This is a genomic window from Rhodococcus sp. P4_F3_2 (assembly GCF_056401335.1).
This window is the reverse complement of the sequence record NZ_JBFUJN010000014.1, coordinates 24681-50122: the sequence shown is the minus strand read 5'-3', so window position 1 is coordinate 50122 and position 25442 is coordinate 24681. Positions and strand designations below refer to the sequence as shown.

At 62.7% G+C, this 25442-nt stretch carries 23 protein-coding genes and 1 pseudogene; 14 read left to right on the top strand and 10 right to left on the bottom strand.

Going from position 1 to position 25442, the window contains the following annotated elements; all coding sequences use genetic code 11:
• Window positions 1–8: 8 nt before the first annotated feature.
• Complete coding sequence (locus AC1DWA_RS16900; protein WP_477846551.1) at window positions 9–1403, bottom strand: purine-cytosine permease family protein; 1395 nt, start codon at window positions 1401–1403, stop codon at window positions 9–11.
• A gap of 173 nt (window positions 1404–1576) precedes the next feature.
• Between AC1DWA_RS16900 and AC1DWA_RS16895 the strand changes: the two genes are divergently transcribed.
• The 4 genes from AC1DWA_RS16895 (at window position 1577) to AC1DWA_RS16880 (ending at window position 6006) form a co-directional block, all read left to right on the top strand.
• The gene (locus AC1DWA_RS16895) at window positions 1577–2968 is read left to right on the top strand and encodes an L-serine ammonia-lyase (RefSeq protein ID WP_020971380.1); all 1392 of its coding nucleotides are present in this window, start codon (window positions 1577–1579) and stop codon (window positions 2966–2968) included.
• Window positions 2969–3117: 149 nt separating this feature from the next.
• Window positions 3118–3681 carry a PadR family transcriptional regulator gene (locus AC1DWA_RS16890; RefSeq protein WP_003946014.1) on the top strand — a complete coding sequence of 188 codons (564 nt, stop codon included), beginning with the start codon at window positions 3118–3120 and terminating at the stop codon, window positions 3679–3681.
• Complete coding sequence (locus AC1DWA_RS16885) at window positions 3674–4777, top strand: inositol-3-phosphate synthase (RefSeq protein ID WP_003945979.1); 1104 nt, start codon at window positions 3674–3676, stop codon at window positions 4775–4777. Before AC1DWA_RS16890 ends, AC1DWA_RS16885 begins: the two co-directional genes overlap by 8 nt.
• Window positions 4778–4947: 170 nt before the next feature.
• Window positions 4948–6006 (top strand): isopenicillin N synthase family dioxygenase, encoded by a 1059-nt coding sequence (locus AC1DWA_RS16880; protein ID WP_019746062.1) that lies wholly within the window; start codon window positions 4948–4950, stop codon window positions 6004–6006.
• An 8-nt stretch (window positions 6007–6014) separates the two neighbouring features.
• On the opposite strand, the gene AC1DWA_RS16875 is transcribed toward AC1DWA_RS16880, so the two are convergent.
• Together AC1DWA_RS16875 and pdxR are read right to left on the bottom strand one after the other, a co-directional pair.
• Window positions 6015–8132 (bottom strand): oxidoreductase, encoded by a 2118-nt coding sequence (locus tag AC1DWA_RS16875; protein ID WP_070797618.1) that lies wholly within the window; start codon window positions 8130–8132, stop codon window positions 6015–6017.
• A 59-nt stretch (window positions 8133–8191) separates the two neighbouring features.
• On the bottom strand, window positions 8192–9577 hold the full coding sequence (pdxR, locus tag AC1DWA_RS16870) for a MocR-like pyridoxine biosynthesis transcription factor PdxR (protein ID WP_113682832.1): 1386 nt from the start codon (window positions 9575–9577) through the stop codon (window positions 8192–8194).
• A 97-nt stretch (window positions 9578–9674) separates the two neighbouring features.
• On the opposite strand from pdxR, the gene AC1DWA_RS16865 reads away from it, so the two are divergent.
• The gene (locus tag AC1DWA_RS16865; protein ID WP_021334672.1) at window positions 9675–10382 is read left to right on the top strand and encodes a pyridoxamine 5'-phosphate oxidase family protein; all 708 of its coding nucleotides are present in this window, start codon (window positions 9675–9677) and stop codon (window positions 10380–10382) included.
• Between the two features lie 65 nt (window positions 10383–10447).
• Here AC1DWA_RS16865 and AC1DWA_RS16860 read toward each other — a convergent pair.
• The 4 genes and pseudogenes from AC1DWA_RS16860 to AC1DWA_RS16845 all read right to left on the bottom strand — a co-directional run bounded on the left by AC1DWA_RS16860 (window position 10448) and on the right by AC1DWA_RS16845 (window position 13891).
• Window positions 10448–11682: pseudogene (locus tag AC1DWA_RS16860) on the bottom strand (HNH endonuclease signature motif containing protein).
• Window positions 11683–11741: 59 nt separating this feature from the next.
• Window positions 11742–12557 (bottom strand): slipin family protein, encoded by an 816-nt coding sequence (locus AC1DWA_RS16855; protein ID WP_020971385.1) that lies wholly within the window; start codon window positions 12555–12557, stop codon window positions 11742–11744.
• Window positions 12554–13024, bottom strand: a complete 471-nt coding sequence (locus tag AC1DWA_RS16850) for an NfeD family protein (protein ID WP_020971386.1) — start codon at window positions 13022–13024, stop codon at window positions 12554–12556. Before AC1DWA_RS16850 ends, AC1DWA_RS16855 begins: the two co-directional genes overlap by 4 nt.
• A gap of 117 nt (window positions 13025–13141) precedes the next feature.
• Entirely contained in the window at window positions 13142–13891 is a 750-nt protein-coding gene (locus tag AC1DWA_RS16845; protein WP_020971387.1) for an IclR family transcriptional regulator, read from the bottom strand.
• A gap of 247 nt (window positions 13892–14138) precedes the next feature.
• Here AC1DWA_RS16845 and AC1DWA_RS16840 point away from each other — a divergent pair, with 247 nt between their 5' ends.
• The 9 genes from AC1DWA_RS16840 to AC1DWA_RS16800 all read left to right on the top strand — a co-directional run bounded on the left by AC1DWA_RS16840 (window position 14139) and on the right by AC1DWA_RS16800 (window position 23354).
• Complete coding sequence (locus AC1DWA_RS16840; RefSeq protein WP_019746070.1) at window positions 14139–15191, top strand: NrtA/SsuA/CpmA family ABC transporter substrate-binding protein; 1053 nt, start codon at window positions 14139–14141, stop codon at window positions 15189–15191.
• 4 nt (window positions 15192–15195) lie between these two features.
• Window positions 15196–16053, top strand: coding sequence for an ABC transporter permease (locus AC1DWA_RS16835; RefSeq protein WP_019746071.1), 858 nt, complete (start codon window positions 15196–15198; stop codon window positions 16051–16053).
• The gene (locus AC1DWA_RS16830) at window positions 16050–16892 is read left to right on the top strand and encodes an ABC transporter ATP-binding protein (RefSeq protein WP_029256741.1); all 843 of its coding nucleotides are present in this window, start codon (window positions 16050–16052) and stop codon (window positions 16890–16892) included. The genes AC1DWA_RS16835 and AC1DWA_RS16830 overlap by 4 nt, the downstream gene beginning before the upstream one ends.
• Window positions 16876–17919, top strand: coding sequence for an ABC transporter substrate-binding protein (locus tag AC1DWA_RS16825; protein WP_477847923.1), 1044 nt, complete (start codon window positions 16876–16878; stop codon window positions 17917–17919). The genes AC1DWA_RS16830 and AC1DWA_RS16825 overlap by 17 nt, the downstream gene beginning before the upstream one ends.
• Window positions 17916–19025 carry an LLM class flavin-dependent oxidoreductase gene (locus AC1DWA_RS16820; protein WP_477916841.1) on the top strand — a complete coding sequence of 370 codons (1110 nt, stop codon included), beginning with the start codon at window positions 17916–17918 and terminating at the stop codon, window positions 19023–19025. The genes AC1DWA_RS16825 and AC1DWA_RS16820 overlap by 4 nt, the downstream gene beginning before the upstream one ends.
• On the top strand, window positions 19022–20176 hold the full coding sequence (locus tag AC1DWA_RS16815) for an LLM class flavin-dependent oxidoreductase (protein WP_003946051.1): 1155 nt from the start codon (window positions 19022–19024) through the stop codon (window positions 20174–20176). The genes AC1DWA_RS16820 and AC1DWA_RS16815 overlap by 4 nt, the downstream gene beginning before the upstream one ends.
• A complete protein-coding gene (locus tag AC1DWA_RS16810) occupies window positions 20173–20880 on the top strand; it encodes a class II aldolase/adducin family protein (RefSeq protein WP_020909735.1) in 708 nt (235 codons plus the stop codon). Before AC1DWA_RS16815 ends, AC1DWA_RS16810 begins: the two co-directional genes overlap by 4 nt.
• A 41-nt stretch (window positions 20881–20921) precedes the next feature.
• Complete coding sequence (locus tag AC1DWA_RS16805; protein ID WP_141488107.1) at window positions 20922–21863, top strand: ABC transporter substrate-binding protein; 942 nt, start codon at window positions 20922–20924, stop codon at window positions 21861–21863.
• Between the two features lie 240 nt (window positions 21864–22103).
• Window positions 22104–23354: a reverse transcriptase family protein gene (locus AC1DWA_RS16800; protein ID WP_080910782.1), complete on the top strand. Its 1251-nt coding sequence runs from the start codon at window positions 22104–22106 to the stop codon at window positions 23352–23354.
• Window positions 23355–23367: 13 nt separating this feature from the next.
• On the opposite strand, the gene AC1DWA_RS16795 is transcribed toward AC1DWA_RS16800, so the two are convergent.
• Genes AC1DWA_RS16795 through AC1DWA_RS16785 form a run of 3 tightly spaced genes read right to left on the bottom strand, consistent with a single transcriptional unit; the run spans window position 23368 to window position 25388 of the window.
• Complete coding sequence (locus AC1DWA_RS16795; RefSeq protein WP_003946047.1) at window positions 23368–23754, bottom strand: RidA family protein; 387 nt, start codon at window positions 23752–23754, stop codon at window positions 23368–23370.
• A gap of 42 nt (window positions 23755–23796) precedes the next feature.
• Window positions 23797–24609: an alpha/beta fold hydrolase gene (locus tag AC1DWA_RS16790; protein WP_256064204.1), complete on the bottom strand. Its 813-nt coding sequence runs from the start codon at window positions 24607–24609 to the stop codon at window positions 23797–23799.
• Entirely contained in the window at window positions 24606–25388 is a 783-nt protein-coding gene (locus tag AC1DWA_RS16785) for an IclR family transcriptional regulator (protein ID WP_355332937.1), read from the bottom strand. The genes AC1DWA_RS16790 and AC1DWA_RS16785 overlap by 4 nt, the downstream gene beginning before the upstream one ends.
• Between the last annotated feature and the right edge of the window lie 54 nt (window positions 25389–25442).

Here is a 25442-nt window from a genome sequence, read left to right as displayed (position 1 = left end):
TTCAAGTTTCAGGCAGCGGCTGCAGCGAGAGCCGGAGTGCGCTTGGCGGAGAGTCGAACGAGCGCGAGATAGAGAAAGAAGCTGGCCACGGACCCGACGAGCCAGGACACGTCGACCCCGTTCATGGCTGCGGCCACCGGTCCGGTAAAGAAATCGCCTGACATGAAAGGCATTTGGATGACAAATCCGAGGATGTAGGTAGCCAGGGCCGGTGTGTTGAAGGCCCCATAGCCGGCATTGACGTCACTGAACGCGGCAATATCGTACTGTCCCTTGGCGATCATGTAATAGTCGACCAGATTGACGATGCTCCAGGGGATGAGCAAGCACATCAGGAAGTGGATGAAGTTGGAGTAGTTGACGAGAAAGTTGTCAGCGAACAGCAGGGCCACCATGAATGCGATGACGGCGGTGCAGGTGGCGACGAGGTTACGCGCGAAAGCTCCTGGTTTCCAGCCTGTTCGGAATGTTTGCATCAACGTCAGCGTGCACAGGGACGGGCCGTAAAGGTTGATCACCGCCGCGTCGATGGCGCCGAGGAAAAGCATGACGAGAACGAAGACGCCAATCGGACCTGGCATGATGTCGAGCAGTTGAGCGACGCTTCCGTCGCCGCCTGCCGCGGTCACGAGGAGCGCACCGAGGGTCATCACCGGAATCGCGCCGACAACGGCGCCGAGATAGGTGTACCAGAACGCCTCGCGCGAAGGAGTCGCCGCGGGCAGGTAGCGAGAATAGTCGGAAACGTAAGGCGCGTAGGCGATCTGCCATGTCGCGGCGATCGATGTCATCCCGAGGAAACCTATCACGCTAAAGCTCGTATCCGCCGATGTCGCGGGCCCTCCACCGGCGGCTTGGAAGGTGAACACGGCGATCAAGATGACGGCAATTCCGAAGAGAACGAGCAAGGCGCGGTTGAGTCGGTGAATGAACTCGTAACCGAAGATGACTGCCACCAGCGTGAGACCAGTAGTCAGCACCAACGCAAGCGAGGGGTTCAATGCGGGTACCAACGCAACAAGTGTGTCTCGGGCAAGCACGATGATGGACGCGAGAAAACCCAGGTACATCAGGATGACGACGACCAACACGAGCAGCGAGCCGTACATACCGAATTGTCCACGTGCCTGAATCATCTGCGGCACACCAAGTTTTGATCCCTGCACCGAGTGCAATGCCATGAAGACCGCACCGATCAGGTTACCGAGGACGATCGCGGCAATTGTCGAGGCGATGTCGAGTCCGTACACAGTCGGACCCAGCACACCCATCACGAGGGTAAGGGGCATGATCTGGACGCCGAACCAGACCGAGAACAGATGGCGGGCAGTACCGGTGCGGCGCTCTTCCGGCACAGGTTGGATCGTGAGGTCCTCGATGAGTGAGGAATCAGTGGTCTTCATTGGCACCTCTGCAGTGCGTGAGTAGTGAGAATCGGAACCGATCGAGTGATGTACGGATAATCTACAACTGTGCAGTAAGAAATATCTACGGAACCGTGGAGAATTTTCTTTGCCGAAACATCCTCGAAACAGGGCAATTTCCCTGTTTAACTCACTTCAGACGGAGAAGATCGATGAAATCTGTGCTAAATACCTCATATTGTGCTGATGGATCTGTGGGCGCACACACGTCCATGTCCGAATTGTTTTCGATAGGCATAGGTCCGTCGAGTTCACATACCGTCGGGCCCATGCGTGCTGCCGCGTCGTTCGTGGCGGGACTACGCAACGCACACCTGCTTGCACGGACTTCGCGCATTCAGGTACGGCTTCGCGGCTCCCTCGGGGCCACCGGAGTCGGCCACGGATCTCCCGACGCAGTCCTCGCGGGCTTACGCGGATGGTCACCGCACGACTGCGATCCCGCTGCCGTCCACGGATTATGGGAACATTCGCGTTCGCTGCACGAAATATCAGTCGACGACCACGCGGTCACCGTCGCTTACGAGGACATCACTCTTGCCCCGTTCGACCCCCACCCAGATCACCCGAATGCGTTGGAGTTCACTGCGATAGCGAACGACGGCACAGTTATCGAGGACCGCACTTTCCTATCCGTCGGCGGCGGTTTCGTAGTGACGGTGGGCCAGACGCAACCATCGCCACCACAGATTCCGTACCCCTACCGCACGTTCGACGACCTTCTTACACTCAGCGCATCACGGGAAGTGACCGTCGCAGAGATTGCCGCGGCAAACGAGTGGGCGCTCGGCCGAGACCCCCAAGCCGACGCGGTCGAGATCTGGGAAGCCATGCGGGCGTGCATCGGCGCCGGTCGCACGCGGGCAGATGGCACACTCCCAGGAGGTCTTGCCGTTCGCAGACGTGCCCCCGGACTCGCCAGGACTCTGGACAGCCAACCCACGCACGAACTGACCGCAATTTCTCGGATCCAACTCGCAGCATTGGCCGTCAACGAGGAGAACGCATCGGGATTCCGGGTGGTCACCGCGCCGACGAACGGGGCAGCGGGAATCTTGCCCGCAGTTGTGGAGCATTACCTTCGGACGCCAGGTGCCGACATGAATGGCGTCGTCGACATGCTCCTGACCGCGACTGCCATCGGCAGCGTCGTGAAGGCGGGCGCTTCCATCTCCGGGGCAGAGGTCGGCTGCCAGGGCGAAGTGGGTTCGGCGTGCGCGATGGCGGCCGGAGCCTTGTGCGCGGCCCTCGGCGGAACGCCGGCACAGGTGGGAAAGGCAGCGGAGATGGGTCTGGAACATCACCTGGGCCTGACCTGTGATCCGGTGGCCGGACTGGTACAGATCCCGTGCATCGAACGCAATGCGATAGCTGCCGTCACCGCGGTTCAGGCGGCGACACTCACCCTGAACGAGGAGGATCAGCCACACCACGTCTCACTGGACACCGCCATCCGTACCTTGCGCGACGTTGGCGCCGACATGCACGACAAGTACAAGGAAACTTCACGCGGCGGGCTTGCAGTCAATGTCGTCGAGTGCTGAGTTGTCCACCCAGCCCGCGGCCAATCGAGGCCGTCTATCCGTGACACCTTGGTACACGTATCGGGCCGCAGTGTGGTTTTATATATCGGCGCGATATAGTTGGATATCGCATCAAGCGGTTAGGTTCAACGACTCGGGAGGTTTGTCAGTTGCTCGAACTCGCAATCCTCGGGCTGCTCCTCGAGTCACCGATGCACGGATACGAGCTGCGTAAGCGGCTCACTGGTCTGCTCGGCGCATTCCGCGCGTTCTCGTACGGATCGCTGTACCCGGCACTGCGGCGCATGCAAGCCGACGGATTGATCTCGGAAGACGTCGACACTGCCACCGGCACGCTCAAGCGTCGGGCGCGTCGCGTCTACCAGCTCACTCCGGAAGGTCGGCAACGGTTCACTGAACTGGTCGCCGACACCGGGCCGCAGAACTACACCGACGACGGTTTCGGCGTTCACCTCGCCTTCTTCAGCCGCACCCCCGCAGAAGCGCGGATGCGGATCCTCGAAGGCAGGCGACGCCAGGTCGAGGAGCGCCGTGAGGGGCTCCGCGAGGCCGTCGGTCGGGCCAGCGGATCGCTGGACCGCTATACCCGTCAGCTCCATCAGCTCGGACTCGAATCGAGTGAACGCGAAGTGCGTTGGCTCAACGAATTGATCGCAGCCGAGCAATCGACAACAGGAACATCCCGGAAAGAAGGAGAACCCGACCATGGGTGAGAACAGCACCGCGGTGCGCGTAGCCATTGTGGGCGTGGGTAACTGCGCCTCGTCCCTGGTTCAGGGCGTCCACTACTACAAGGATGCCGACGAGACCCAGACGGTCCCCGGCCTCATGCACGTCAAGTTCGGTAAGTACCACGTCCGCGACGTGCAATTCGTCGCTGCGTTCGACGTCGACGCCAAGAAGGTCGGCTTCGACCTCTCCGAGGCGATCCTCGCGAGCGAGAACAACACCATCAAGATCGCCGACGTCCCGCCCCTGGACGTTCCCGTTCAGCGTGGCCCGACCCTCGACGGCATCGGCAAGTACTACGCCGAGACCATCGAGCTGTCCGACGCCGAGCCCGTCGACGTCGTCAAGGCACTCAAGGACGCTCAGGTCGACGTCCTCGTCTCCTACCTGCCCGTCGGTTCCGACGACGCTGACAAGTTCTACGCACAGTGCGCGATCGACGCAGGCGTTGCATTCGTCAACGCCCTGCCCGTCTTCATCGCTTCCGACCCGGAGTGGGCTGCCAAGTTCAAGGACGCCGGCGTCCCGATCGTCGGCGACGACATCAAGAGCCAGGTCGGCGCCACCATCACCCACCGCGTGATGGCGAAACTGTTCGAAGACCGCGGCGTCGTGCTGGACCGCACCTACCAGCTCAACGTCGGTGGAAACATGGACTTCAAGAACATGCTCGAGCGTGATCGCCTGGAGTCCAAGAAGGTTTCCAAGACCCAGGCCGTGACGTCCAACCTGACCGGCGCACTTGCCGGCAAGGTTCACGACCGCAACGTCCACATCGGTCCCTCGGACTACGTGGAGTGGCTCGACGACCGCAAGTGGGCATACGTCCGCCTCGAAGGCCGCGCCTTCGGTGACGCTCCCCTGAACCTGGAGTACAAGCTCGAGGTCTGGGATTCGCCCAACTCTGCAGGCATCATCATCGACGCCGTCCGCGCAGCCAAGATCGCCAAGGACCGCGGCATCGGTGGACCGGTTTACCCGGCTTCCGCTTACCTGATGAAGTCCCCGCCGGTCCAGATGGCCGACGACAAGGCTCGCATCGAGCTCGAAGCGTTCATCATCGGAGCCGATGAGGCGTAGCTAGACGCCGGGCCGACGAGGCCTGATTTAGGTTCACGCTGATTCGGGGTCTTGCGCCAACGGCGCAAGGCCCCGATTCTGTTATCCGCAGGGTGTTTCCGCATCCGCGCGGGTAATCACGCCTGCGGCTGCCGAATCGCCGAGCGGGTCCGGGTGCCGATCAGCGTGGAATGATGGACATCAGAACCATCACACGGATCGAGGACCCCATGTCGATTACGTCGCTGCCAGTGCTCGATCTGTCGCTTGCGCAGAATCCCGACACCGCCGAGCAGTTCCGCACTCAGCTCCGCGAGGCCACCCACGAGGTCGGATTCTTCTACCTGGTCGGCCACGGAATTCCCGACGAACTGCAGCGACGCCTCCTCGCCGTCGCCCGCGAGTTCTTCGCGCTACCGACTGCCGAGAAGCTCGCGATCGAGAACGTCCGCAGCCCGCACTTCCGTGGGTACACCAGGCTCGGCGGCGAACTGACCGAAGGCAAGCAGGACTGGCGCGAGCAGATCGACATCGGCGCCGAACAGCCCGCAGCCGAGCGCACCGACACCTCACCGGCCTGGGAGATCCTGCAGGGCCCCAACCAGTGGCCCGACGCCCTTCCCGAACTCCGCGACGTCATCACCGAGTGGAACGACACACTCACCTCGATCGCATTGAGCCTCTTACGCGAATGGGCGGTAGCCCTGGGCCAGGATGCGAACATCTTCGACGACGCGTTCGCTCACGATCCGTCGATCCTCATCAAGGTGGTGCGTTACCCGGGCCGCCCGAAAGGTGCCGGCTCCCAGGGCGTCGGCGGGCACAAGGACGCGGGTGTGCTGACCCTGCTCTATGTCGAACCGGGCAAGGGCGGTCTGCAGGTCGAGCACGACGGCGATTGGATCGACGCACCGCCGATCGACGGGGCGCTGGTGGTCAACATCGGCGAACTTCTCGAGGTCGCTACCGGCGGCTACTTGAAAGCGACTGTGCACCGGGTAGTTTCACCCGAGGGCGACGGCGAACGTATCTCGGTGCCGTTCTTCTTCAACCCGAACTACGCAGCGCAGATCCCGGAGTTCGACCTACCACCCGAGCTGGCGGCGCGCGCCACCGGCGTCACCGTGGACGCGAACAACCCGATCCACGATTCCTACGGGGCGAACGCCCTCAAGAGTCGACTACGCGCGCACCCCGATGTCGCGGCCCGATGGTGGCCGGACATCGTTGCGGCACAAAGCGCTACCTAGGGGATGGGTCAAAGATCCATCGCAACTTTCCACGCCGTGTGCATCGCACCTTCGATGTAGTCGACGTTCACCGCGTCACCGACCACGTGCACGTCGGAGACGACGCCGATCAGAGCGTCGGCCAGCGGCGCTTGCGCTGACACCCCCGATGCGACGACAACCATGTCGGCTGGAGCGGTCAGTGTCTTGTCACCGGAACGGAATTCGACGTGCTCCTTGGTGATTCGCTGCACCGTAGAATTGCGGTGAATGTCCACACCGACATGCTTGGCGTGGCGCACAGCCGTCCAGCGGCGCGGCATCGCCATCGGAATACCCAACTGCTGGCCTTCTTCGATCAGCGTCACATTGCGACCTCGCTCGGCCAGGAACTCCGCAAGCTCGAGTCCGACAAGCGAACCACCGATCACGACAACGTCCTTACCCATGGGCAGGAACTTGCGGGTCACAGCTCGGATCGCCGCGGGGCTCTTGGTGATACCGGACAGCTTGCCCAACTTGGCCATCGTCCGCAGGAACGGCGGCACCTGTGAGACGTCTCCCGCTCCGGTCATCAACGCGCGCAACGAATCACCGGTGTGCACGTGCGGCAAGTCGCCGCCCGGAACACTAGGCCGCTCACGAACTGCACCGGTGGCCACGACTACGGCGTCGGGGTTCAGTGCCCGGATCGAAGCAACCGAGGCTTCGGTCTTCAGTCGAACATCGACACCGAGACGCTCGATCTCCACTTTCAACCAGCTGAGCAGACGTCCGTTGTCCGGGGTAGTGAGGCTCGAGAACCACAGGGTGCCGCCAAGGCGATCGGATTTGTCCAACACCGTGACTCGGTGCCCACGTTCAGCGGCCACGCGAGCCGTTTCGAGACCACCGGGGCCCGCTCCGACCACAACAACGTGTTTCGGAGTGCTGGTCCGAACGAAGGGGAGCAGCGCTTCGTTGCCCAGGGCAGGGTTCACCGCGCACAGCGGGGTCTCGTCCCAGAAGTTCTCCTGCACGCAGACGTAGCAATTGATGCAAGGCCGAACCCGCTCGGGTACACCGTCTTTGAGTTTGTTCACCAGCTGTGGATCGGCCAGGAGCTGGCGGCCCATCGCGGCGAAGTCCGTGCGACCTTCCGCGATCATCTTCTCGCCGACCTCGGGGAGCATACGTCCGACCGTGATCACGGGGATCGATATCGCCTGCTTGATTCGCGTTGCATTGTCCGTGTAGTAGCCGACCTTGTCGGGCAGGGGGCCGTCGGTGAAGTTGGCAAAAGCATTCAGCGCGGTACCGGTGACGTGAATGGCGTCAGCGCCGGCCTCTTCGAACATCTTGGCGGCCGCAGCAGCCTCGTCGACGGTCAGCCCGTCGGTTTCGCCGTACTCTTGACCGGCCAGACGCACGATGACGGCAAGCGCACCACCGACCTCCTCCTTGACCGCCCGAATAACCTCACAAGCCAGGCGAGCACGGTTCTCCATGGAACCTCCGTACTCATCGCTGCGCTGATTCGTGTACCGACTCAGGAACGCTCCGAGGACGTAGTTGTGGGCACAGTGAATCTCGACGGCGTCGCCGCCCGCCGCTTTCACCCGTCCGGCAGCCTCGGCGAACATGCGGACGAGCCAATCAAGATCTTCCTTTGTGGCCTCGTGGTAGGTCGCCCTCTTGCCCTCGTTGATGGCAGCCATCTTGCCCAGTTCTTCGGGCGTGCAATCGGCCATCGCACTCATGTCACCCGGCGGCTTCGGTGTGGACGGGACCAACTGGGGTCGGCCGTCGAGGGTATCGATGCGCGCCACCTTGCCGTGGTGTGTCATCTGCACACAGAGCTTGCTGCCTGCGTCGTGCACCGCGTCGGCCAGCGCTTTGAGTCCGGGGATGAACCGGTCTTCGGAGAGCCCCGGTTCCTTGCGGCTGGTGCAGCCCAGCGGGTACGCAACAGCGCAGCAACCGGTGATGATCAGACCCGTTCCACCGGCCGCACGAGCCACGAAGTGGTCGATGTCGCCCTTTTCGATTTCCCCGTCTTCACACAGGTTCATGTCCATCGCAGGGAGAACCACGCGATTGGGCACGGTCATCGGGCCGATGGTGCCTGGTGCGAGCAGGTGCGGAAAGGTCTGGCTTCGGATCGTCACGAGCAGACGCTAGAACTGGACCACGCCCATCCGTTGCCGCACTCCCGATCAACGAGACTTCACGCGCTGTGACGTGCGAGGCACTCGGCTATCACCTCGAGCGAATATTCGAGGTCCGCGGATTCCACTCGCCCGTAGCCGATGACCAATCCGCCGGGGTCTCCGTGCGTTCGGGTGGACTCGACCAGGGTGGGCACTTCGACGCCGTGTTCAAGTGCCTCGCGAGCGACGGTGGCTGCCAGATCCGCGTCGAGCATGAGCGTCGTGTGCATGCCGGCGCCGAGACCCCGCAGTTCACCGAACGATGACAGCGCTTCCTCGACCGCCCGATCGCGCTCCCGGTACCTGCGCCGGGCGGTACGTACCGCCCGATCCCATTCGCCGTCACGGAGCAGGGACAGGAGTGCTTGCTGCAACGGAACCGACGGGAAGTCGCCGATTCGCTTGCGGTGTAATGCTATGCGGTCGACCAGGTCGAGGGGAGCTACCAACCAGCCCAATCGAATTCCGGCGCCGAGCGTCTTGGCGACCGTTCCGAGATACACCACCCGATCAGGAGCCAACTGGGCGAGCGCAGGCAAAGGCGCTACATCGTAACGGAATTCGGAGTCGTAATCGTCCTCGAACAGGACGACGTCGCGGGCGCGTGCGAACTCGATCAACTGGTTGCGCCGACCTACCGGAAGCAGCCCACCCGTCGGATACTGATGGGACGGTGTCACATACACACCGCGGACGCCCTCCGACGCCGTTTCGAGTTGGTCGACACAGAGACCATGAGCGTCGACGGGCACGTCGAGCAGCGACCATCCACAGGCTGTTGCGGCCGAGGACGCATACCGGTATCCGGGATCTTCCATCGCCAGAACAGCACCACGGGTACGCAGAGCCGACAGGGCGAGGCCGAGACCATGCGTGGCACCTGAGGTGATCAGGATTCTCTCGGGTTCAACCGACATTCCGCGGGCTCTTGCCAGCAATTCCGAGAGTGCCGAACGCAATTCGTAGTCACCCGCAGGATCGGGATCCTCGAATGGTGGCGGTTTGGACCCGACGTCACGCCACGCCCGCCGCCACGCTGCCGATGCACGCGGCGGCGTCCACGGCACGCCTGGCCGGAGCTGCACCCTGGGCGACATCTTGTCGGCGGTCTTCTTCGGTGTAGTCGTGGGAGTGACCACGGGAGAGGGCGCCTCGGCAACGAAGGTACCCGAGCCGTGCACAGCGACAAGCCAACCCTCGGCGATCAACTGCTCATACGCCCGTTCCACGACGCCCCGCGCCACCTCGAGCTCCGCCGCCAGCTTCCGGGAACTGGGCAACCTCAGACCCACTGCCGCCTTACCACTGCGGATATCCGCTCTGAGGTGGTCGGCAATCTGGATCGGGAGCGCCCGCCGATCTGTCCGGTCGAGGACGACGGCTACCGCCGAAGGAAGAAACATTCTGAACCCTCTCGGAAGTGGCAAATCGAAGTGGCCTATCGAAGTCTCCACTGATTGGACCATGACTTGAAGCCACTTTGCCACCAGCATCGTCTGCATGACAGATTCCGTTGTCTTTGCTGCCCCTGCTCCTGCCCCCACTGCACCTATTCCGCTGTCTCCGACAGCACGTACGACGCACAAGCGCGCCCGCCACCACGGCGTCGCAGAACGCGCGGCACTCGTCGACGTCTTGCAGTCCGCGAAGCTGTGCCACATGGGCGTGAACGTCGGCGGAGTTCCCATGGTGTTTCCCACCGCGTACGGGTTCGACCTCGACGGCCCTGACCGCGGCGGGTCTATTTATGTTCACGGCTCGGTGGCCTCGCGAAGCTTGGCTCCGGACAGCGAAATCTGCATCACCATCACGATCCTCGACGGGCTCGTGTTGGCGCGGTCGGGCTTCCACCACTCGATGAACTACCGCAGCGGCGTCATCATCGGATCACCTCGAGTCGTGACCGACGGCGACGAGCGAGTGAAGGCTTTGAATCTGATCGTCGACCAGGTGGTTCCCGGACGTTCCCAACACCTTCGGGATCACACGCGCAAGGAAATGGCGGCAACCATCGTTCTTGCCCTGCCGTTGTACGAGGCTTCCGTCAAGGCCCGCACCGGCGGCCCCGGCGACGACGCTGCCGACATTGGTGTCGAAACCGTTTGGGCTGGAGTAGTTCCCGCAGCTACGCACTTCGGTGAACCGATCCCGTCCGAGGATCTCGACTCAGGTGTCGCGCTTCCGGACCATATCTCGACGATGCTCTGACCGCACACGCCGTACACACCGGGGCATGGCTATGCCCCGGTGTGTACGTATTCAGTTGCGCCCGTTCAGGCTGCTGTAGGTGGGCTGTTCCCACCGATCGGATGCTGATACGGATCGATCGACATCGGCGGGTAGAACACCGACTTCCGATCCGGACCGATCTCCACCCGCCATTCCGTGTGGTGCATCGTCCGATGATGATGACCGCACAACAAGATCTGTCGAGATCTGTTGGGCCACCATCATTCCAGTGAACAATATGGTGAGCATCGCACCACCCCGACGGYGTCCCRCACCCCGGAAACGCACACCCRCCATCCCGAACCGCCAACGCCCGCCGCTGCGGCACCGTCGCCGTTCTCGCTTCCTTACCGCACTCGAGCGGAACACCATTCTCATCCAACAAGATCCGCGTCACGGTGCAGTCGCACGCCAACATCCGGGCAGTGTCGATACTGATCGGACCCACCCAATCCGTCCACGCAAACCCGAGTTCCTCCGTCGACGGCAGGAAGTCTTTCAACGCTTGCAGATCGGTCATGTCTTTCGCGGACGCGGTGACCGTGATGTGTGGTTTCACTCCGCCCTCGATCGGACCCAACCCCGCCCGCTCGTACCGGCGCAACAATTCACAAAACCCGTCCGCACGCCGTAATGCCGGAGTACGCGTGTCCTTCACGCCATCCTTCTCCGGCGTCGGCGCCGACAGACTCGACAACAACGTGATCAGACGCGCCCCGTTCACAGCATCCAGATCACCCTTCACAGACACCCGCCCGTACAAGCCTTTCGAGGCGTAGAACTCGTTACGCTCCGAATCCTCGCCGACCGGAACACCGTCCTCACGCTTGCCGTACTGCTTCTCGATTCGGCGGATCGCCGCCCGCACCGCATCACAATCCGCAATATTCTTCGACGCCAACGACAACAAAATCCCACGGGCCTTGTCCACATCCGCCAGGGTCATGTTCTTCGGCGGATGCTGACAAAACGACGCCACCTGACGCGCCTTCAACGCATCAACATCACCACGATGAAACGCATCGCCCACCACAGGTTCGAGCATCAACAACCGCGCCAACCCGACCAGCAGACTGCACTCACCGATCTCCAAATTCGTCGAACCATGCAACCACTGCGCGATCGCCCGAAAACCCTTCCCACCGAGAACCTCACGGGAAAACATCTCCACGATCAACAACACCAACCGCGACTGCAACTCATGCCGGGCACGCACCAGATCGAGAACCTCACTCTTGAGGCCCTCGCCATCCAGCTGCCACGCTTCCCGACTGTCCATGCAGCAATCATATTCGAACACAGTTTCGAATACAAGAGAAAACAAGATGAAACTAGCTGCTAATCAACAACTTTCGCATTCCAGACAGAACGGGCATGTTCTTGGGTGGCTGTGGAGACCTCCGCTTGACCGCCCATGAAGGGCCGGACAAGATCCAGCGGCAAGGGGAAGACAACGGTGGAGTTGTTCTCGCTACCGATCTCGTGAAGTGTCTGCAGATATCGCAATTGCAGGGTGGTCGGATTGCGGCTGATCACCTCGGCCGCCTCGGCGAGCTTGGCCGAAGCCTGAAACTCTGCGTCGGCGTTGATGATCTTGGCTCGGCGTTCACGTTCGGCCTCAGCTTGCCTGGCGATGGCGCGCTGCATGTTGGCTGGAATCTCGACGTCCTTGATCTCCACGGTCGTGACCTTGACGCCCCACGGTTCGGTCTGCTGGTCGATGACTTTCTGCAGATCCTCGTTGAGGCGTTCCCGTTCGGATAGCAGCGAGTCCAGCTCAGCTTTACCGAGGATGGAGCGCAGTGTGGTCTGGGCGATCTGTGAGGTGGCGGCCAGAAAGTCCTCGACTTCGACTATCGAACGGTCAGCGTCGACGACCCGAAAGTACGTGACGGCGGTGACCTTCACAGGAACATTGTCGCGGGTAATCACTTCTTGGACCGGTATTTTCAGCGTGACGGTTCGCAGACTGACCCGTTCCATGCGATCGATCGCCGGCACCAGAATCACCAGGCCTGGGCCTTTCAAGGTGATCAATCGGCCGAGGCGGAACACCACCGCGCGCTCGTACTCGCGCAGAACTCTCACCGACATTCCCACAAGGACTGCAATCAGCACGACAAACACGGACAACACGACAAGCACGGTGGTCATAGCGGCAGCTCCCACGGTTCACGACGGCGCACTTTCAGAGTCAGGCCTCGTACCTGCTCTACGACGACGGATTCGCCYACGGCAGGCACAGAGTCGTCGTACCCGAATTCCATTCGAGCACTCCATAATCCGCCGTCAAGCTCGACCTGACCCTGCGCGCCGGTCCAACTGCGAACGGTCGCGTCGGAACCGACAAGAGATTCCGTCCCCGTACGCACGGGAGCGCGGCGCGCGGTAAGCGCTTTTCGACTCGCTACCGCCACCACGCCCAGGCCGACTACCGCGACTCCCGCCGTCACCGGGATCGCGATCAATTGCCCGATACCGTCGGATGTGAAAAGCATCCAGACGCCGGCACCGATCATGAGTGCTCCAAGCACACCGAGCACCCCCGCGGTTGGGGCATGCGCCTCGACCACGATCAACAGGACGCCCAGCACCAGGGCAACGACACCGATCGTCGTCATCACTCGTCTCCACGCTCGCGAGGACGCGGTCACGTCGCGTAGCCATTGTGCGATCGCGCCCTCGGCTTCAACGGTAATCACGTTCGGCCGGATCTGCCACAAGCACTTCACGCCAGTTCAGAGAAGCACTTCACCGATCTGTCGCGCAGTCACCTTGGCAAGGTCGGCGAGGAACGGAATCCGTTCGTCGATCATCAGCTCGACCGGACCACGAAGCCCGAGAGCGTAACGCACAGTGCCGGATCCATCGATGATCGGAATTCCGATCGTTCGGTAATCCGGGGTCAACTCCTCGTCGTTGAATCCGTATCCTCGCTCACGAGTCAGTTCCAATTCCCGGCGGATACCGGCAACATCGGTGATCGCACGCTGAGTGGTCGCTTCACGTGGCAGCGCAGCGAGCTCGGAATCGTCGACATCGGACCACGCCAGAAACGCTTTCCCGAGTGCGCTCGCATGCAAGGGAAGGCGGACACCCTGGAGCACGTGCCCGTCGGCCTCGCGCCACCGACTGAATCCGAGCAACACCACCTCACTTCCACTTCGCACTGCCAGGGAGGCGGATGCTCCTGTCGTCGCGGCCAATTGCTCCAAATAGGGCTCGGACAGATAGATCCGATGCTGCCGGTAGGAGACCTGTCCGTAGGCCGCCAGCGCCGCGCCGATGCGATACCGACTGGTTGCGTCGTCCTTCTCGAGGAACCCCGCGTCGACGAGCGACTGCAGCAATCGATGCGTGGTGCTGACCGCAAGCTCTTGTCGCCGCGCAACTTCCGAGACTCCCAGTTCTTCGCCACTGCGAAAACATGTGAGCATGGTCAGGGCACGGGTTACCGTCTGAACTCCCGCGCCGCGTGCGTCCGTCACGAACGATCCTTTCGCTGTGGCCTGATCGACCTGAGAATCGGACGCTAACACGGACCCAGCAGTCCGGCCATCCTTTCCGTCAGGTGGAAAGGAACCAGACGCGGACCCACAAAAGCCCAGATGAACAGACTTCCGATGTTGTCAAGATTTCCAATCTCCAGAAAACAAACGGGGGTAAAACAGACACGCACCCAATAGCGTCATCGTCGTCAGTTCTGACGAATCAACGCCTGAAGGAGCCACATACATGTCCCGCTTCCGCCGACTGCCACGAGCTGCCGCTGCGCTCGCCATGATCCCGCTGGCCGGGTTGGCGGTGGCGTGTGGGTCTTCCGATTCCGACAGCGCCGCAGGCAATTCCAGCGCCGACTTCACGCTCAAAGTCTTCGATCCCGGAAACTCCGGTGCCATCGCCGTCGGCAAGCGTGACGGAACCTACGACGAGGCGCTGGCACCGCTGGGCGCAAAGATCGAATGGGTCAAGACCACACCGGGATTCAGCTCCAACCTCAAACTGTTCAACAGCGGAGAACTCGACATCCAAACCGGCGCATACAGTCCCGTCGTCGGTGCACTGTCCAAGGACGTGGGTGTCCGCATCTTCGCCACGTCCGACCCGTACAACAAGGACCAGGCCGGCATCATCGCCACTCCGGAATCCGGAATCAAGACAGTCGCAGATCTGGCCGGCAAGCGCATCGCCGTCAACCCTGCAGGTAAGGGCGAGTACATCACGCTCAAGGCCTTGACGCAGGCCGGAGTGCCGATCGATTCCGTCGAACGTGTTCCGCTGCAACAGGCTGACGCGGCGTCGGCGTTCTCCACCGGGCAGGTCGACGCGTGGGCATCGTTCCTGATTCCGTATCAGGAGGCCAAGGCCAAGGGCGCGGTCGAGATCGCAACCGAGGCGAGCATCGACTCCGTGGACAGCACCATCATCGCCGGCCGCACCGCAGTACTCGAAGCGCATCCCGAGGTGGTCCAGAAGTTCCTCGAGGTCACCCAGGAACTCACCGCGAAGCAGCAGGCCGACCCAGCAGCCTTCGAGAACGTCTTCGAACAGACCGGTCCGCGTGCACTCTCCGGACAGCGGCTCGACGACGCGATCACCCTGGGCGGCCAGATCACCAACTTCCGCTATCCGACCGCAGCGGATGCCACCGACCTCGAATCGATCTCCACACTGTTCGCCGAGAACAAGGTGATCCAGCAGCCGCTCAAGGGCAGCGATGTGATCTTCGACCTCCAGGGTGCTGTGGCAGGTTCGGCAGCGGCAGCGCCCACCACCGAGGGGAAGTGACCCGATGGTGACGCTGACCCGGCCCGCACGAACGGCGTCGCCGTCGGTGGAGCATCCGCAACTCGAAACGCCCCGCTACCGGCGCAATCGCAGCAGGCCCAAGTGGGTCTCGATACCCCTCCGCTTCCTCGTGCCCGCGCTGCTGGTTGCCGGATGGTGGATCGGATCCGCTACCGGACTGATCCGCGAAGAGATCCTGGCCGGACCTCCGGCGGTGTGGACGGCATTCGCCGAGCTGTACCAGTCGGGTCAGTTGGTCGACTTCGGTCTCGCGTCGCTTCAACGTGCTGCACTCGGTGTTTCGGTCGGTGTGATCGTCGGATTGGTGCTCGGGGTTCTCTCCGGTCTCTCCTCGCTCGGCGAAGAACTGATCGACTCGACCATGCAGATCAATCGCGCGGTCCCGTTCCTCGCGCTCGTTCCGTTGTTCATCGCCTGGTTCGGTATCGACGAAACTTTCAAGGTGGTCCTGATCGCGGTCGCGACCGTCGCCCCCATGTACGCGTACACCTACCTCGGTGTGCGCGGGGTCGATCGCAAGATGGTGGAAGCGGCACAGGGTTTCGGACTGACAGGTTGGCGACTGGTGTTCGGAGCGATTCTTCCGACCGCCCTCCCCGGCGTTCTGATGGGGCTTCGAATCTGCCTGTCGCTCAGCATCACCGGATTGATCGCAGCCGAGCAGGTCGGCACACGTGAGGGCATCGGATACCTCGTCACCCTGGCGCAGGAATACAACCGTACCGACTACATGGTTCTGTGCATCGTCATGTACGCGGCGCTGGGTCTCATCTTCGACGCCGTGGTCAGGCTGATCGAGCGGTACTCCATGCCGTGGCGGAGATTGTCGGTGGCGCGGTGACGAACACGACCGTCGGCTCGCTGCCTACCTCCGAAGCACCTCTGCCGCCGTTGGCAACGCGTGAGCGGACCGGCACCACTGCGGCCGAACGACGAGCCGGATCACCGGTGGCAGTCTCACTCACCGGAGTGCGGAAGTCGTTCGGTGACAAGACTGTTCTGGGAGGTATCGACCTCGAGATCACACGCGGAGAGTTCGTCGTTCTCCTCGGCCCCAGCGGCACCGGCAAGACGACCCTGTTGCGAGTGCTCTCCGGTTTGGAAGCACCGGACAGCGGCGAGGTGCTGGTTCCGCGCGACCGCACGGTCGTCTACCAGGAACCGCGATTGATCCCGTCGAAGCGAGTTCTGGCCAATGTCACAGTCGGACAGAAGCGGTCACGTCAGGTGACCGACAATGCACGCAACGCACTCTCCGAGGTCAACCTCGCGGACAAGCACCGTGCCTGGCCGGCCACCCTCTCCGGCGGCGAGGCCCAACGCGTCGCATTGGCTCGCGCTCTCGTTCGCGAACCTGAACTATTACTGCTCGACGAACCGTTCGCGGCCCTCGACGCTTTGACCAGGCTCCAAATGCAAGACTTGGTAGGCGATCTGGTCGCCCGCCACCGTCCGGCTGTACTACTCGTCACGCACGACGTCGACGAAGCCGTACGGCTTGCCGACCGCGTGCTCATCCTCGACAAGGGCGGGTTTGCCGTGGACGTCGACATCGACCTGCCACGCCCCCGCGATCGGAACGATCCCGAATCTTTGCGCTACCGAGCGAGTTTCCTGAAGGAACTCGGTGTCGGCCGCACCTTCCCCGACGGACAGGACAGTCATGACATTGATCGCTGATTCCGCAATCGACACACTCTGGTACACCCGCTGCCCCGTTCCCACCGCCAGCGGTCTCGCCAACAGTCTCGGTTGGCTCGACCGGACGGCAAACGAATCCGGAGTGCGTTTCGGCGTACTGCAAGATGCCGGACCGGAATTGGCAGTGCGCCATTTCGATCACCATCTCTCCGGACTCATTCGCGAAGGCGGCAACGTCCCCGCACTGGCTGCGCGTGCCAGTGGTTCTCCGACGAGGCTCATCGGGCTCACCTGGATCGACGAGGCCCAGGCAATCCTGGTGCGCGGAGACTCCGACATCCGCGAAGCAGGTCTTCTGGCCGGCGCTCGGATCGGTATCCCGGCCTGGGCGGCGGATCAGGCCAGGAGTTTTCCTCGCGCCATGGCCCTGCACGGCTTCGCCTCGGCACTTCGACTGGGCGAGTTGAGTTTTACCGACGTCACCCTCGTCGAGGTTGCGACGACCGCAGCCCCCGAGGTCCGCACCGCCTCGTCCACCCGCAACACGACGTGGGGTGTCGAATCCCTGCTCCGCGGCGACGTCGACGCCATCTACGTCAAGGGCGCCCGCGCCCAGGAAGTTGCCCGCGAACACGGCCTCGCCGTTGCCGTCGATCTCGATTCCACTGCATCCCTACGTGATCGCGTCAACAACGGCACCCCACGACCGATCACGGTTCATGCCGACCTACTCGAACAGCGCCCGGACATCGTCGTCGGTTTCCTCGCCGAGAGCCTGAGAGCAGCGGACTGGGCCGCAGCCAACATCGACGAGGTCCGAGCCGTGCTGCAGAACGAAACACAGTCCGGGCCCGAAGGTGTGGTGGCAGCCTACGGCGAGAACTTCCACACCGGACTGCATTTGAGCCTGTCGGACGAGCGTGTGGACCTGCTCGGCGTGCAGAAACAATTCCTGTATGCGCATGGCTTCCTTGCCGCCGACTTCGACCTGCAGTCCTGGGTGGCGCACGAACCACTGGAACAGGCACGCGCACTTGTCGCCGCGCAGAAGGGCACAGAAGAATGACGGACGTCTACTGGGAGCTGCCCTCGCGCGGTGACGGACGCCGGGCAGTGGCCGCGCTGAACAGTCGCGGCGGCTTCGGGCCACAGCGACCGACTACCGTCGCGACCGATGTTCGCCCCGGAAACTTCGGGCCCTTCGACGAATTGGCACAGATCGTTCTCGCAGCCGAACTGTCGGGCGTCGACGGCGTTGTCGCACCGTACGATCCGAATGGCGAAGAATCCTGGATCGTTGCTGCCGCCGCCCTACGTCAGACGCGTCATTCGCGAGTGGTCGTGGAGTYTCACCCCACTTTCGGCACCCCCGTCTACGCCGCCAAAATGTCGGCGACACTTCAGCGCCTGTCGGCAGGTCGTCTCGAATGGCGAGTGAAGGTAGAGACGGACCCCGAAGACGCCGCTGCTCGCGGAGACGCGGTTCGAGGAGCCGACCGCTACGCGCGCGCCGCGGAGTTCCTGACCGTCGCACGCGGTGTGTGGAACGAGGAACAGATTCTCCCCGGCGGATTCGGCGGCACGGGTTACGACTTCGACGGCGAATACTACGACGTACTCGGCGGCGGATTCCGAGGCATCTTGTCGGGACTCCGTTTTCCCCGAGTACATCTGACCGGAGACTCAGCGGAAGCTCTGGAACTCTCGGCCCACCATGCCGACGTCCATCAGTTCACCCTTGCCGGTGACGAGTTGTCGACACGGATCACCACCCTCGACGACCGAGCATCCGGACTCGGCAGGACCGTCGAGAAGGTCCTGCGCATCCCGATCATCGCGAGGGAAACAGCCGACGAAGCCTGGGCTCGCGTCGAACGGCAACTGAGAGAATCCGATTCCGCTGCACTCGAGATCGACCGGGGCGGCATCCTGTGGTCCGGATTCGACCGCATCGGCTACGAGCACAGTATCGGCCTCGTCGGAAGCTACGAGGAAGTGGCGCAGCGCTTGTCGTCGTATCGCGATCTCGGCGTGGACGGTTTCGTCCTGTCCGGTCGGCCACACATCGAAGAGCTGCACCGGGCGGGCGAGCATCTCCTGCACCTGGTCGATCCCGAGGGTCGGATCCGCAAGGAAGAGAAGGCCACCACAGAAGAGAAGGCCACCGCATGAGCATCGATTTCTATTGGCGGATCGGGATGGAAGGCGACCACGCGTCGCTGCGTACTCCGCGTCGCTACAACCGCGGCGATGCCGGTGGATACGGGCCGGGCAACATCGCTCCCGCGATCCGCGGCGGCGAGTTGGACGGATACAGCTACATCGACCACATGGCCGCAGTGGCAAAGGCTTCCGAGTCTGCCGGCTTCCTCGGTGGACTGCTGCCGTCCTTCCCGATGACCGAGGATCCGTGGGCGACCGCAGCAGCGTTGGCCGCCGAGACCACCACGTACCGTTTCATGGTCGCGTTCCAACCAGGGTTCCTTCACCCGGTGCAGGCCGCGCGGATGTCGGCGAGTCTGCAGCGAGCAACTGGCGGACGTCTGGTTTACAACATCATCAGTGGTGGAGGCGGCGCGCCTCAGCTGTGGTGGGGCGACAAAGTCGACCACGACGATCGCTACACCAGGACATCCGAGTTCCTCGATGTCCTCAAGGGTGTGTGGGACGGCGAACCTTTCGACTTCGACGGTCGCTTCTTCCAAACCCACGGCGCTGCACTGCCACCCGGACTTGCCGGCCAGCCGTTTCCCGAGGTGTACTTCTCCGGATCTTCGGCAGCAGCCGTCGCCGCCGCCGGACTGCACTCCGATTACTACCTTTCCTGGCTGGAGCCGTACGCCGATCTGAGAGCCAAGATCGACGGCGTGCGGGAGAACTCGGCCAAGCTGGGACGCACCCCGAAGTTCGCCGTACGCATCGACGTCGTTGCCCGGCACACCGAAGAAGCCGCGTGGGCCGAGATCGAGAAAGGCTGGGCTTTCGTCGACAAGGGGGCCGCCGACCGCGCAGCGCAGGGTGATTCGGTGGGCGCCGCCCGCATCAAGGGGTGGGTGCCCGAACACATCACCGGTTACCGAGATCTGGAAGTGCAGCCCAACGTGTGGTGTGGCTTCAGCCTCATCCGCGGCGGACCAGCGTTCGGACTGGTCGGCAGCTACGAACAGGTCGCCGAAAGACTCGACGAGCTGCGCGAACTGGGCGTCGACGCCTTCATCCTCGCGGGTAACCCGCATCTCGAAGAGGCATACCGCGTCGGCGAAGAAGTTCTTCCCCTCCTGCAGCGCACCCCGATCACACCTTCTGGACTGGAGACTCGATGACCACCACCGAAACTCGACTCGACGCCGATACCGCAGCATTCGTCGAAGCAGCGCGCAAAGCAGCAGACAAGGCATTCGACGTCTTCCGCAAGACTGGAACGGTTGCAGCCAACGGGACCGTGAACTTCGTCGAACGCGTACCCGGCACCGAAATCGCGGTCGCCCTGAACGACCCGGGACCGTGGGCGGACGATCCGTCGGTGTCACCGGTTGTCGCTACGTTCGATGGAGAGGTGCTGTCCGGCAACGGATCGGCTGGTTTTGTCACCGGCTACGCGTCAGTGTTCCGTGAGCATCCGGAAATCACCAGCGTTGTCCACATCCACACTCCGTGGCTCGGCGGTTGGGCCCAGACACACCGGACGCTACCCATCCGATATGCGGCTTCGCAGAGGCTGACGCTCTCCCGAGAGATTCCGCCGCACATCGATCGGTCCCGTTCTGCGGGCGAGTTCATTCTCGAGCGTCTCGAACACGATCCCGATCTGGTGGCGATCTTCGAAGCCAACGGCGGGGTCAACGTCATCGGCCGCAGCGGGTTGCTCGACCTCGCGAAGTTCGTCGTCCTCCTCGAGGAAGGCGCGCAGTTCCAGGCGATCGCCGAAACCCTCGGCGGTTCGGTCGAATTCGATCCGTCCAACCTCACGGTCCAGTGGGGCCGTAGCGGACTCGCTGACGAGGCGCGTCGACGCGGCCTCATCTAGCCACCCCCATCACTGATTCAGAACAGGAAAGCGTAGATCTCATGACCGTTCGCGTCGGATACTTCCCACACAACAATTCACTGTTCGTTTTGCGCCACACCGGAATCCTCGAACGTCGTCTCCCGGACGTCGAGTGGGTGGACCTGCGTGAGCTTCCCGCCAAGCCTGCAGTGAACCCGGAAAACGCCTTGCCGACCCTGCACTCGGACTGGCTGTTCGAGGAGGGCGGATACGATGTGATCGGAACCGGATTCACGCCGCCGGTCACCGGATTGGCTCAGGGCCGCGATCTCGTCTACATCGGAATCTCCGGCCCCCGCGTGGAGAACGGGCGCCTGGTAGTCAAGGCAGAGTCCGAGATCAACACGGTAGAGGACCTGCGCGGCAAGCGCGTCGGCATCGCGCACGGATCATGGCAGACCACACTTTTGTTGTTCGCCTTGGATCAGGCGGGGCTGACCTGGTCCGACATCGTCCCTGTCGACACCGACGTGCGCGGTGGTGGAGCGGACCTCGTCGACGGCACCATCGATGCCTGGGTAGGGGCGTACCCGGGGCTGACCGACATCGAAGCGAACCACGAACTGCGCACGCTGATCGCCACCGACGGACTCTTCAGCCACCCCTCACTGTGGTTCACCCGGCGCGATTTCGCGGATACCAACCCGGAGGCCCTCCAGGCGATCATCGAGGCCCTGCAGGAATCCGACGCCTGGATCGAAGCCAACCCCCGCGAAGCCGCGCAGATCTTCGTCGACGACATCGAGAAGCGTGGCGGGTCCGCGAGCATCAATGCCTGGGAAGCTGCACTGCGCGGACGTCCTTTCGGTGTCAACCCGGTCACCGACGAGTTCCTCGACGAGCAGCAGCGCGCGGCCGATCTCCTGCTGAGCAACGGACTACTGCCGCAGGCGGTCACCGTCCGCGAAGCAGTCGTGCCGTGGATCAGCGAGTTCGTCGGTTCGGATCGTTCGTCGATCTGAGGGCCCACACCTGACAGATCCGCTTCACACGTGACAGATACCGAACGGTCTGCCATTGTGAAGAGATGCGGCGGCGCGTGGGTGAGAGTTGGTCCACGCGACCAGTCTCAGGGGTAACCCCTGGGTCGGCCAGAAGAATTGGATACTGCGTCCACCGGCGTTCGGCACGCTCCGCGTGCTTGCCGCCGCACCGGACAAAGGATTTGGTCACCCCGCCCCGTCGCATCCCGGAGTCGAATCATGCGTGACTTCGAGCTCGATCCCGAGTTGGCGCGTCGTCTGGCCGTTGCGGCTGCTGACGCTCCGTGGACTCTCAGCGGCCTCGAGGAGGCATTCGGAACCGTCTTCGGTGTTTCCCCGACGCTCCTGGCCGTGCGCGTTCTCGACCTCATGCCCGCCCCACCGTTCGAACCGCAAACGCTGTACCGATTGCTTCGCGAACTACCTCGCCTGCGGCCTGTTCCTCTCTCACTGGACACCAATGAATCTTCGGTGTGGCGGTTCGACGTTCCCCGCTACAACACCAGTGTGGACCTGGCTCGTTCACTGGATCTGACGATCTCCGAACTCGAGTGGTTTGCCGACCGAGGGGAATGGCTCCGCACGAAACCCCTACCGCTACGCCACTACCGGCCCATGCAGATCAGCAAGAAGACCGGCGCTCGCCTCCTCGAGGTACCGAAACCTCGATTGCGCGAGATTCAGCGCAAGATTCTGCGCCGCATACTCGACCTGGTGCCCCCACACGACGCGGCACACGGATTCGTCCGTGGTCGAAGCCCTCTGACTTTCGCAGCGCCGCACGCACAGTCGGAAATCGTGATCGGTGTGGACCTCGCGCAGTTCTTCCCCTCGATCACCGGCAGCCGCGTTCACGCCGTCTTCACAGCCCTCGGCTATCCACCCGCAGTGGCGGGAGTTCTCACCGGATTGTGCACTGTTGCAACACCTGCCGATACCCTGCGCGGCCTACCGTATGCACAGGCATCACAGCTACGCACCGCGCATCTTCCGCAAGGCGCGCCAACTTCGCCTGCACTGGCGAATCTCGTCGCGCGCAAACTCGATATCCGCTTGAGTGGACTCGCACAAGCAAACTGGCTCACCTACACCCGATACGCCGACGACCTCGCCTTCTCCGGAATCGAAGTTGCCGACGTCGGAACCCTCCTCTGGAGCGTCGAGCAGATCGCCAGGGACGAAGGGTTTGCCATCCATCCACGAAAGACCAAGGTGATGCGCCCTCATCGACGCCAACACCTCACCGGGCTGGTGATCAACGACCAACCGTCGTATCCGCGTGACGACTACGATCGCTTGCGTGCCCTGCTGCACAATGCCGCCAGTACTTCTGCGCAGGAACAGAATCGGGACGGTATCGAGAACTTCCGCGCCCACATCTACGGCCGGATCGCGCACATCGGCGAAACCAGCACTACGCGCCGACGCACATTGCTGCGCCTGGCTGAACGTGTGGATTGGGACGGTTAGTGCCCGCGAGCAGTCAGACCCGCGGTGTGTACGCCATGCATTCGACCTCCATGTGCGCACCCAGCGCCAGTCCATCTGTTCCGAACGCACTGCGGGCCGGCAGTCTCGACGCCGGGAAGTACTCGAGGTAGACCTTGTTGAACTCCTGCCAACGAGACATGTCGTCAAGCATGACAGTGCATTTGAAGATTGCTTCGACGCCGGAACCGTAAGCGATCAGCGAAGCCACGATGTTCTCCATGGTCTGTCGAGCCTGCGCTTCGAAGCCGTCGGCCAAGGTCCCGTCCGGGAGCATGCCGATCTGACCCGACAGATATAGAACGTCTCCGACGCGCACTCCGGTGGAGAACGGCGTATCGAAAGCGGGTGGGATGAACTCGACGGTCTGAGATGAATCCATTAGATCTCCTCGGAGTTGGAATATGCGTGACGAGTTGGTGTTTCAGCGCACTGGGCGCGCACGAACATCGGCCAGGAAGTGCGCCACCAACTCGTTCCACGCGTGTGGGTCCTCGAAGTAGGGGGAGTGGCCGCGGTCGGCAAGTTCGACCACTTCGGCGTGGGGCAGGAACTCGGCGGCGCTGCGAATCCGCTCGGGTGTCATCAAATCGTCCAGCTCACCCGCGATCAGCAGAACCGGCGCCGTCACCGCGGCAAGATCGCTCGGCGAGTAGTTGTGGGCCTTGAGAATTCGGAAGAACTCGGTGTCAGGTGGGCGATGACCGAAGGTGCCGAGAGCTTGGTACAGGTATGCCCTCGCCATGTCCAAGCTCGGCAACCGTCCGCCCACAGCGGGGTGTTCCCCCAGTGGCCGCGCCGTGACGGGCGCCGCGGTGAGGGGAGGTGCGCCGTCCGGACCGAATCCGACGGGAATGCCGCCGGTCGTGCAGGCCAGGACTACCGACTCCACCCGCTCCGGAACAGCGATCGCGGTCCCCAATGCGGCCCAACCGCCCATCGACTGGCCGACCACGTGCGCTCGATCGACCGCCAACAGGTTCATGATTTCGATCAGATCCGAGACTGCCGCTACCGGGCCGTGGTTGCCCTTTTCGTTGGTGGACCGGCCGAATCCTCGCTGATCCCAGCTGATTACCCGATAATGCTGAGCGAAGTACGGTACCTGTTGGTACCAGACCGCGGCGTTGCCGCCGAGCCCGTGCGTGAGAATCAGATCCGGGCCTTCGCCGGCAGTCTCGTACCAGACCCGTTCGCCGTCTGCGACGGTGATGAAGCCCTCGGTCCGTGAAATCATCCTTCTTCTCCCGTGTCGGACGGGCGCTTGCCCGAAGTGTGGTCAGTGAGGAGTTGCTGCACTTCATCGGTGGCCCGCAGCAGGTGTTCTTCGACCATTCGCGTCGTTTTCGCATCGAAGTCGGTATCGAACCCGATCACCGTCAACGCGCAGAGCGGAGATCCCTTGCGGGAAGACACTGCACGCGAGACCGAACCGATGATGTCCTGAGATCGTTTGTGTACAACGGCGAATCCGGTTTTCTGCGTCTCGGCTATGTCGGCGAGAAAGCCGGTGGGGCCTTCCAGCGGATAGCCACTCTTCTCCACCATCGCCAGGTAGGGCGCCCGGGTGTTGTCCTCGAGTGCCGCGACCAACGCGAGCGGACCCGCGAACCGGTGCGGCGGAAGCAGATCCCCGAGCATCCGAGTGATCATCTTGAGTCTCTCGGGACGCAGCGCCGCGATGATCCGCGTCCCGCCGCTCTCGAGAACCTGCAGATTCACCATCATGTCCGTGTTCTCGGACAACACCCGCATGGTCGGATCGCACAAGGCCGCCAACGAATGCGCTGCCGCTTCGTGGGAAACCTGCAGTGCAGCCGGGCCGGGGAGATAGCGGCCGTCGTAGCGGAAGACCCAACCACGGTTCGCGAGTTCTCCGAGCACTCGGTGCGCAGTCGGGCGGAGCATCCCGACTTCTTCTGCCAGTTCGCTGAGCTTCATCGGCGTGGTCGAGCGCGCGATTGCCTCGAGTAGATCCAGCGCTTTGTCGACGGCGGACGCAGAACCCTTCGTCATCCGATCCCCTCCCGGTGCCGTGGATGTACCCGGCGATCCGAAATCTCGTGTTCT

What these genes read in the sequence shown, in the direction of transcription:
- AC1DWA_RS16900 (WP_477846551.1), bottom strand. Translation starts at nt 1,403, where the DNA reads ATGAAGACCACTGATTCCTCACTCATCGAGGACCTCACGATCCAACCT.
- AC1DWA_RS16895 (WP_020971380.1), top strand. Translation starts at nt 1,577, where the DNA reads ATGAAATCTGTGCTAAATACCTCATATTGTGCTGATGGATCTGTGGGC.
- AC1DWA_RS16885 (WP_003945979.1), top strand. Translation starts at nt 3,674, where the DNA reads ATGGGTGAGAACAGCACCGCGGTGCGCGTAGCCATTGTGGGCGTGGGT.
- AC1DWA_RS16880 (WP_019746062.1), top strand. Translation starts at nt 4,948, where the DNA reads ATGATGGACATCAGAACCATCACACGGATCGAGGACCCCATGTCGATT.
- pdxR (WP_113682832.1), bottom strand. Translation starts at nt 9,577, where the DNA reads ATGTTTCTTCCTTCGGCGGTAGCCGTCGTCCTCGACCGGACAGATCGG.
- AC1DWA_RS16865 (WP_021334672.1), top strand. Translation starts at nt 9,675, where the DNA reads ATGACAGATTCCGTTGTCTTTGCTGCCCCTGCTCCTGCCCCCACTGCA.
- AC1DWA_RS16855 (WP_020971385.1), bottom strand. Translation starts at nt 12,557, where the DNA reads ATGACCACCGTGCTTGTCGTGTTGTCCGTGTTTGTCGTGCTGATTGCA.
- AC1DWA_RS16840 (WP_019746070.1), top strand. Translation starts at nt 14,139, where the DNA reads ATGTCCCGCTTCCGCCGACTGCCACGAGCTGCCGCTGCGCTCGCCATG.
- AC1DWA_RS16835 (WP_019746071.1), top strand. Translation starts at nt 15,196, where the DNA reads ATGGTGACGCTGACCCGGCCCGCACGAACGGCGTCGCCGTCGGTGGAG.
- AC1DWA_RS16825 (WP_477847923.1), top strand. Translation starts at nt 16,876, where the DNA reads ATGACATTGATCGCTGATTCCGCAATCGACACACTCTGGTACACCCGC.
- AC1DWA_RS16815 (WP_003946051.1), top strand. Translation starts at nt 19,022, where the DNA reads ATGAGCATCGATTTCTATTGGCGGATCGGGATGGAAGGCGACCACGCG.
- AC1DWA_RS16810 (WP_020909735.1), top strand. Translation starts at nt 20,173, where the DNA reads ATGACCACCACCGAAACTCGACTCGACGCCGATACCGCAGCATTCGTC.
- AC1DWA_RS16805 (WP_141488107.1), top strand. Translation starts at nt 20,922, where the DNA reads ATGACCGTTCGCGTCGGATACTTCCCACACAACAATTCACTGTTCGTT.
- AC1DWA_RS16800 (WP_080910782.1), top strand. Translation starts at nt 22,104, where the DNA reads ATGCGTGACTTCGAGCTCGATCCCGAGTTGGCGCGTCGTCTGGCCGTT.
- AC1DWA_RS16795 (WP_003946047.1), bottom strand. Translation starts at nt 23,754, where the DNA reads ATGGATTCATCTCAGACCGTCGAGTTCATCCCACCCGCTTTCGATACG.
- AC1DWA_RS16790 (WP_256064204.1), bottom strand. Translation starts at nt 24,609, where the DNA reads ATGATTTCACGGACCGAGGGCTTCATCACCGTCGCAGACGGCGAACGG.
- AC1DWA_RS16785 (WP_355332937.1), bottom strand. Translation starts at nt 25,388, where the DNA reads ATGACGAAGGGTTCTGCGTCCGCCGTCGACAAAGCGCTGGATCTACTC.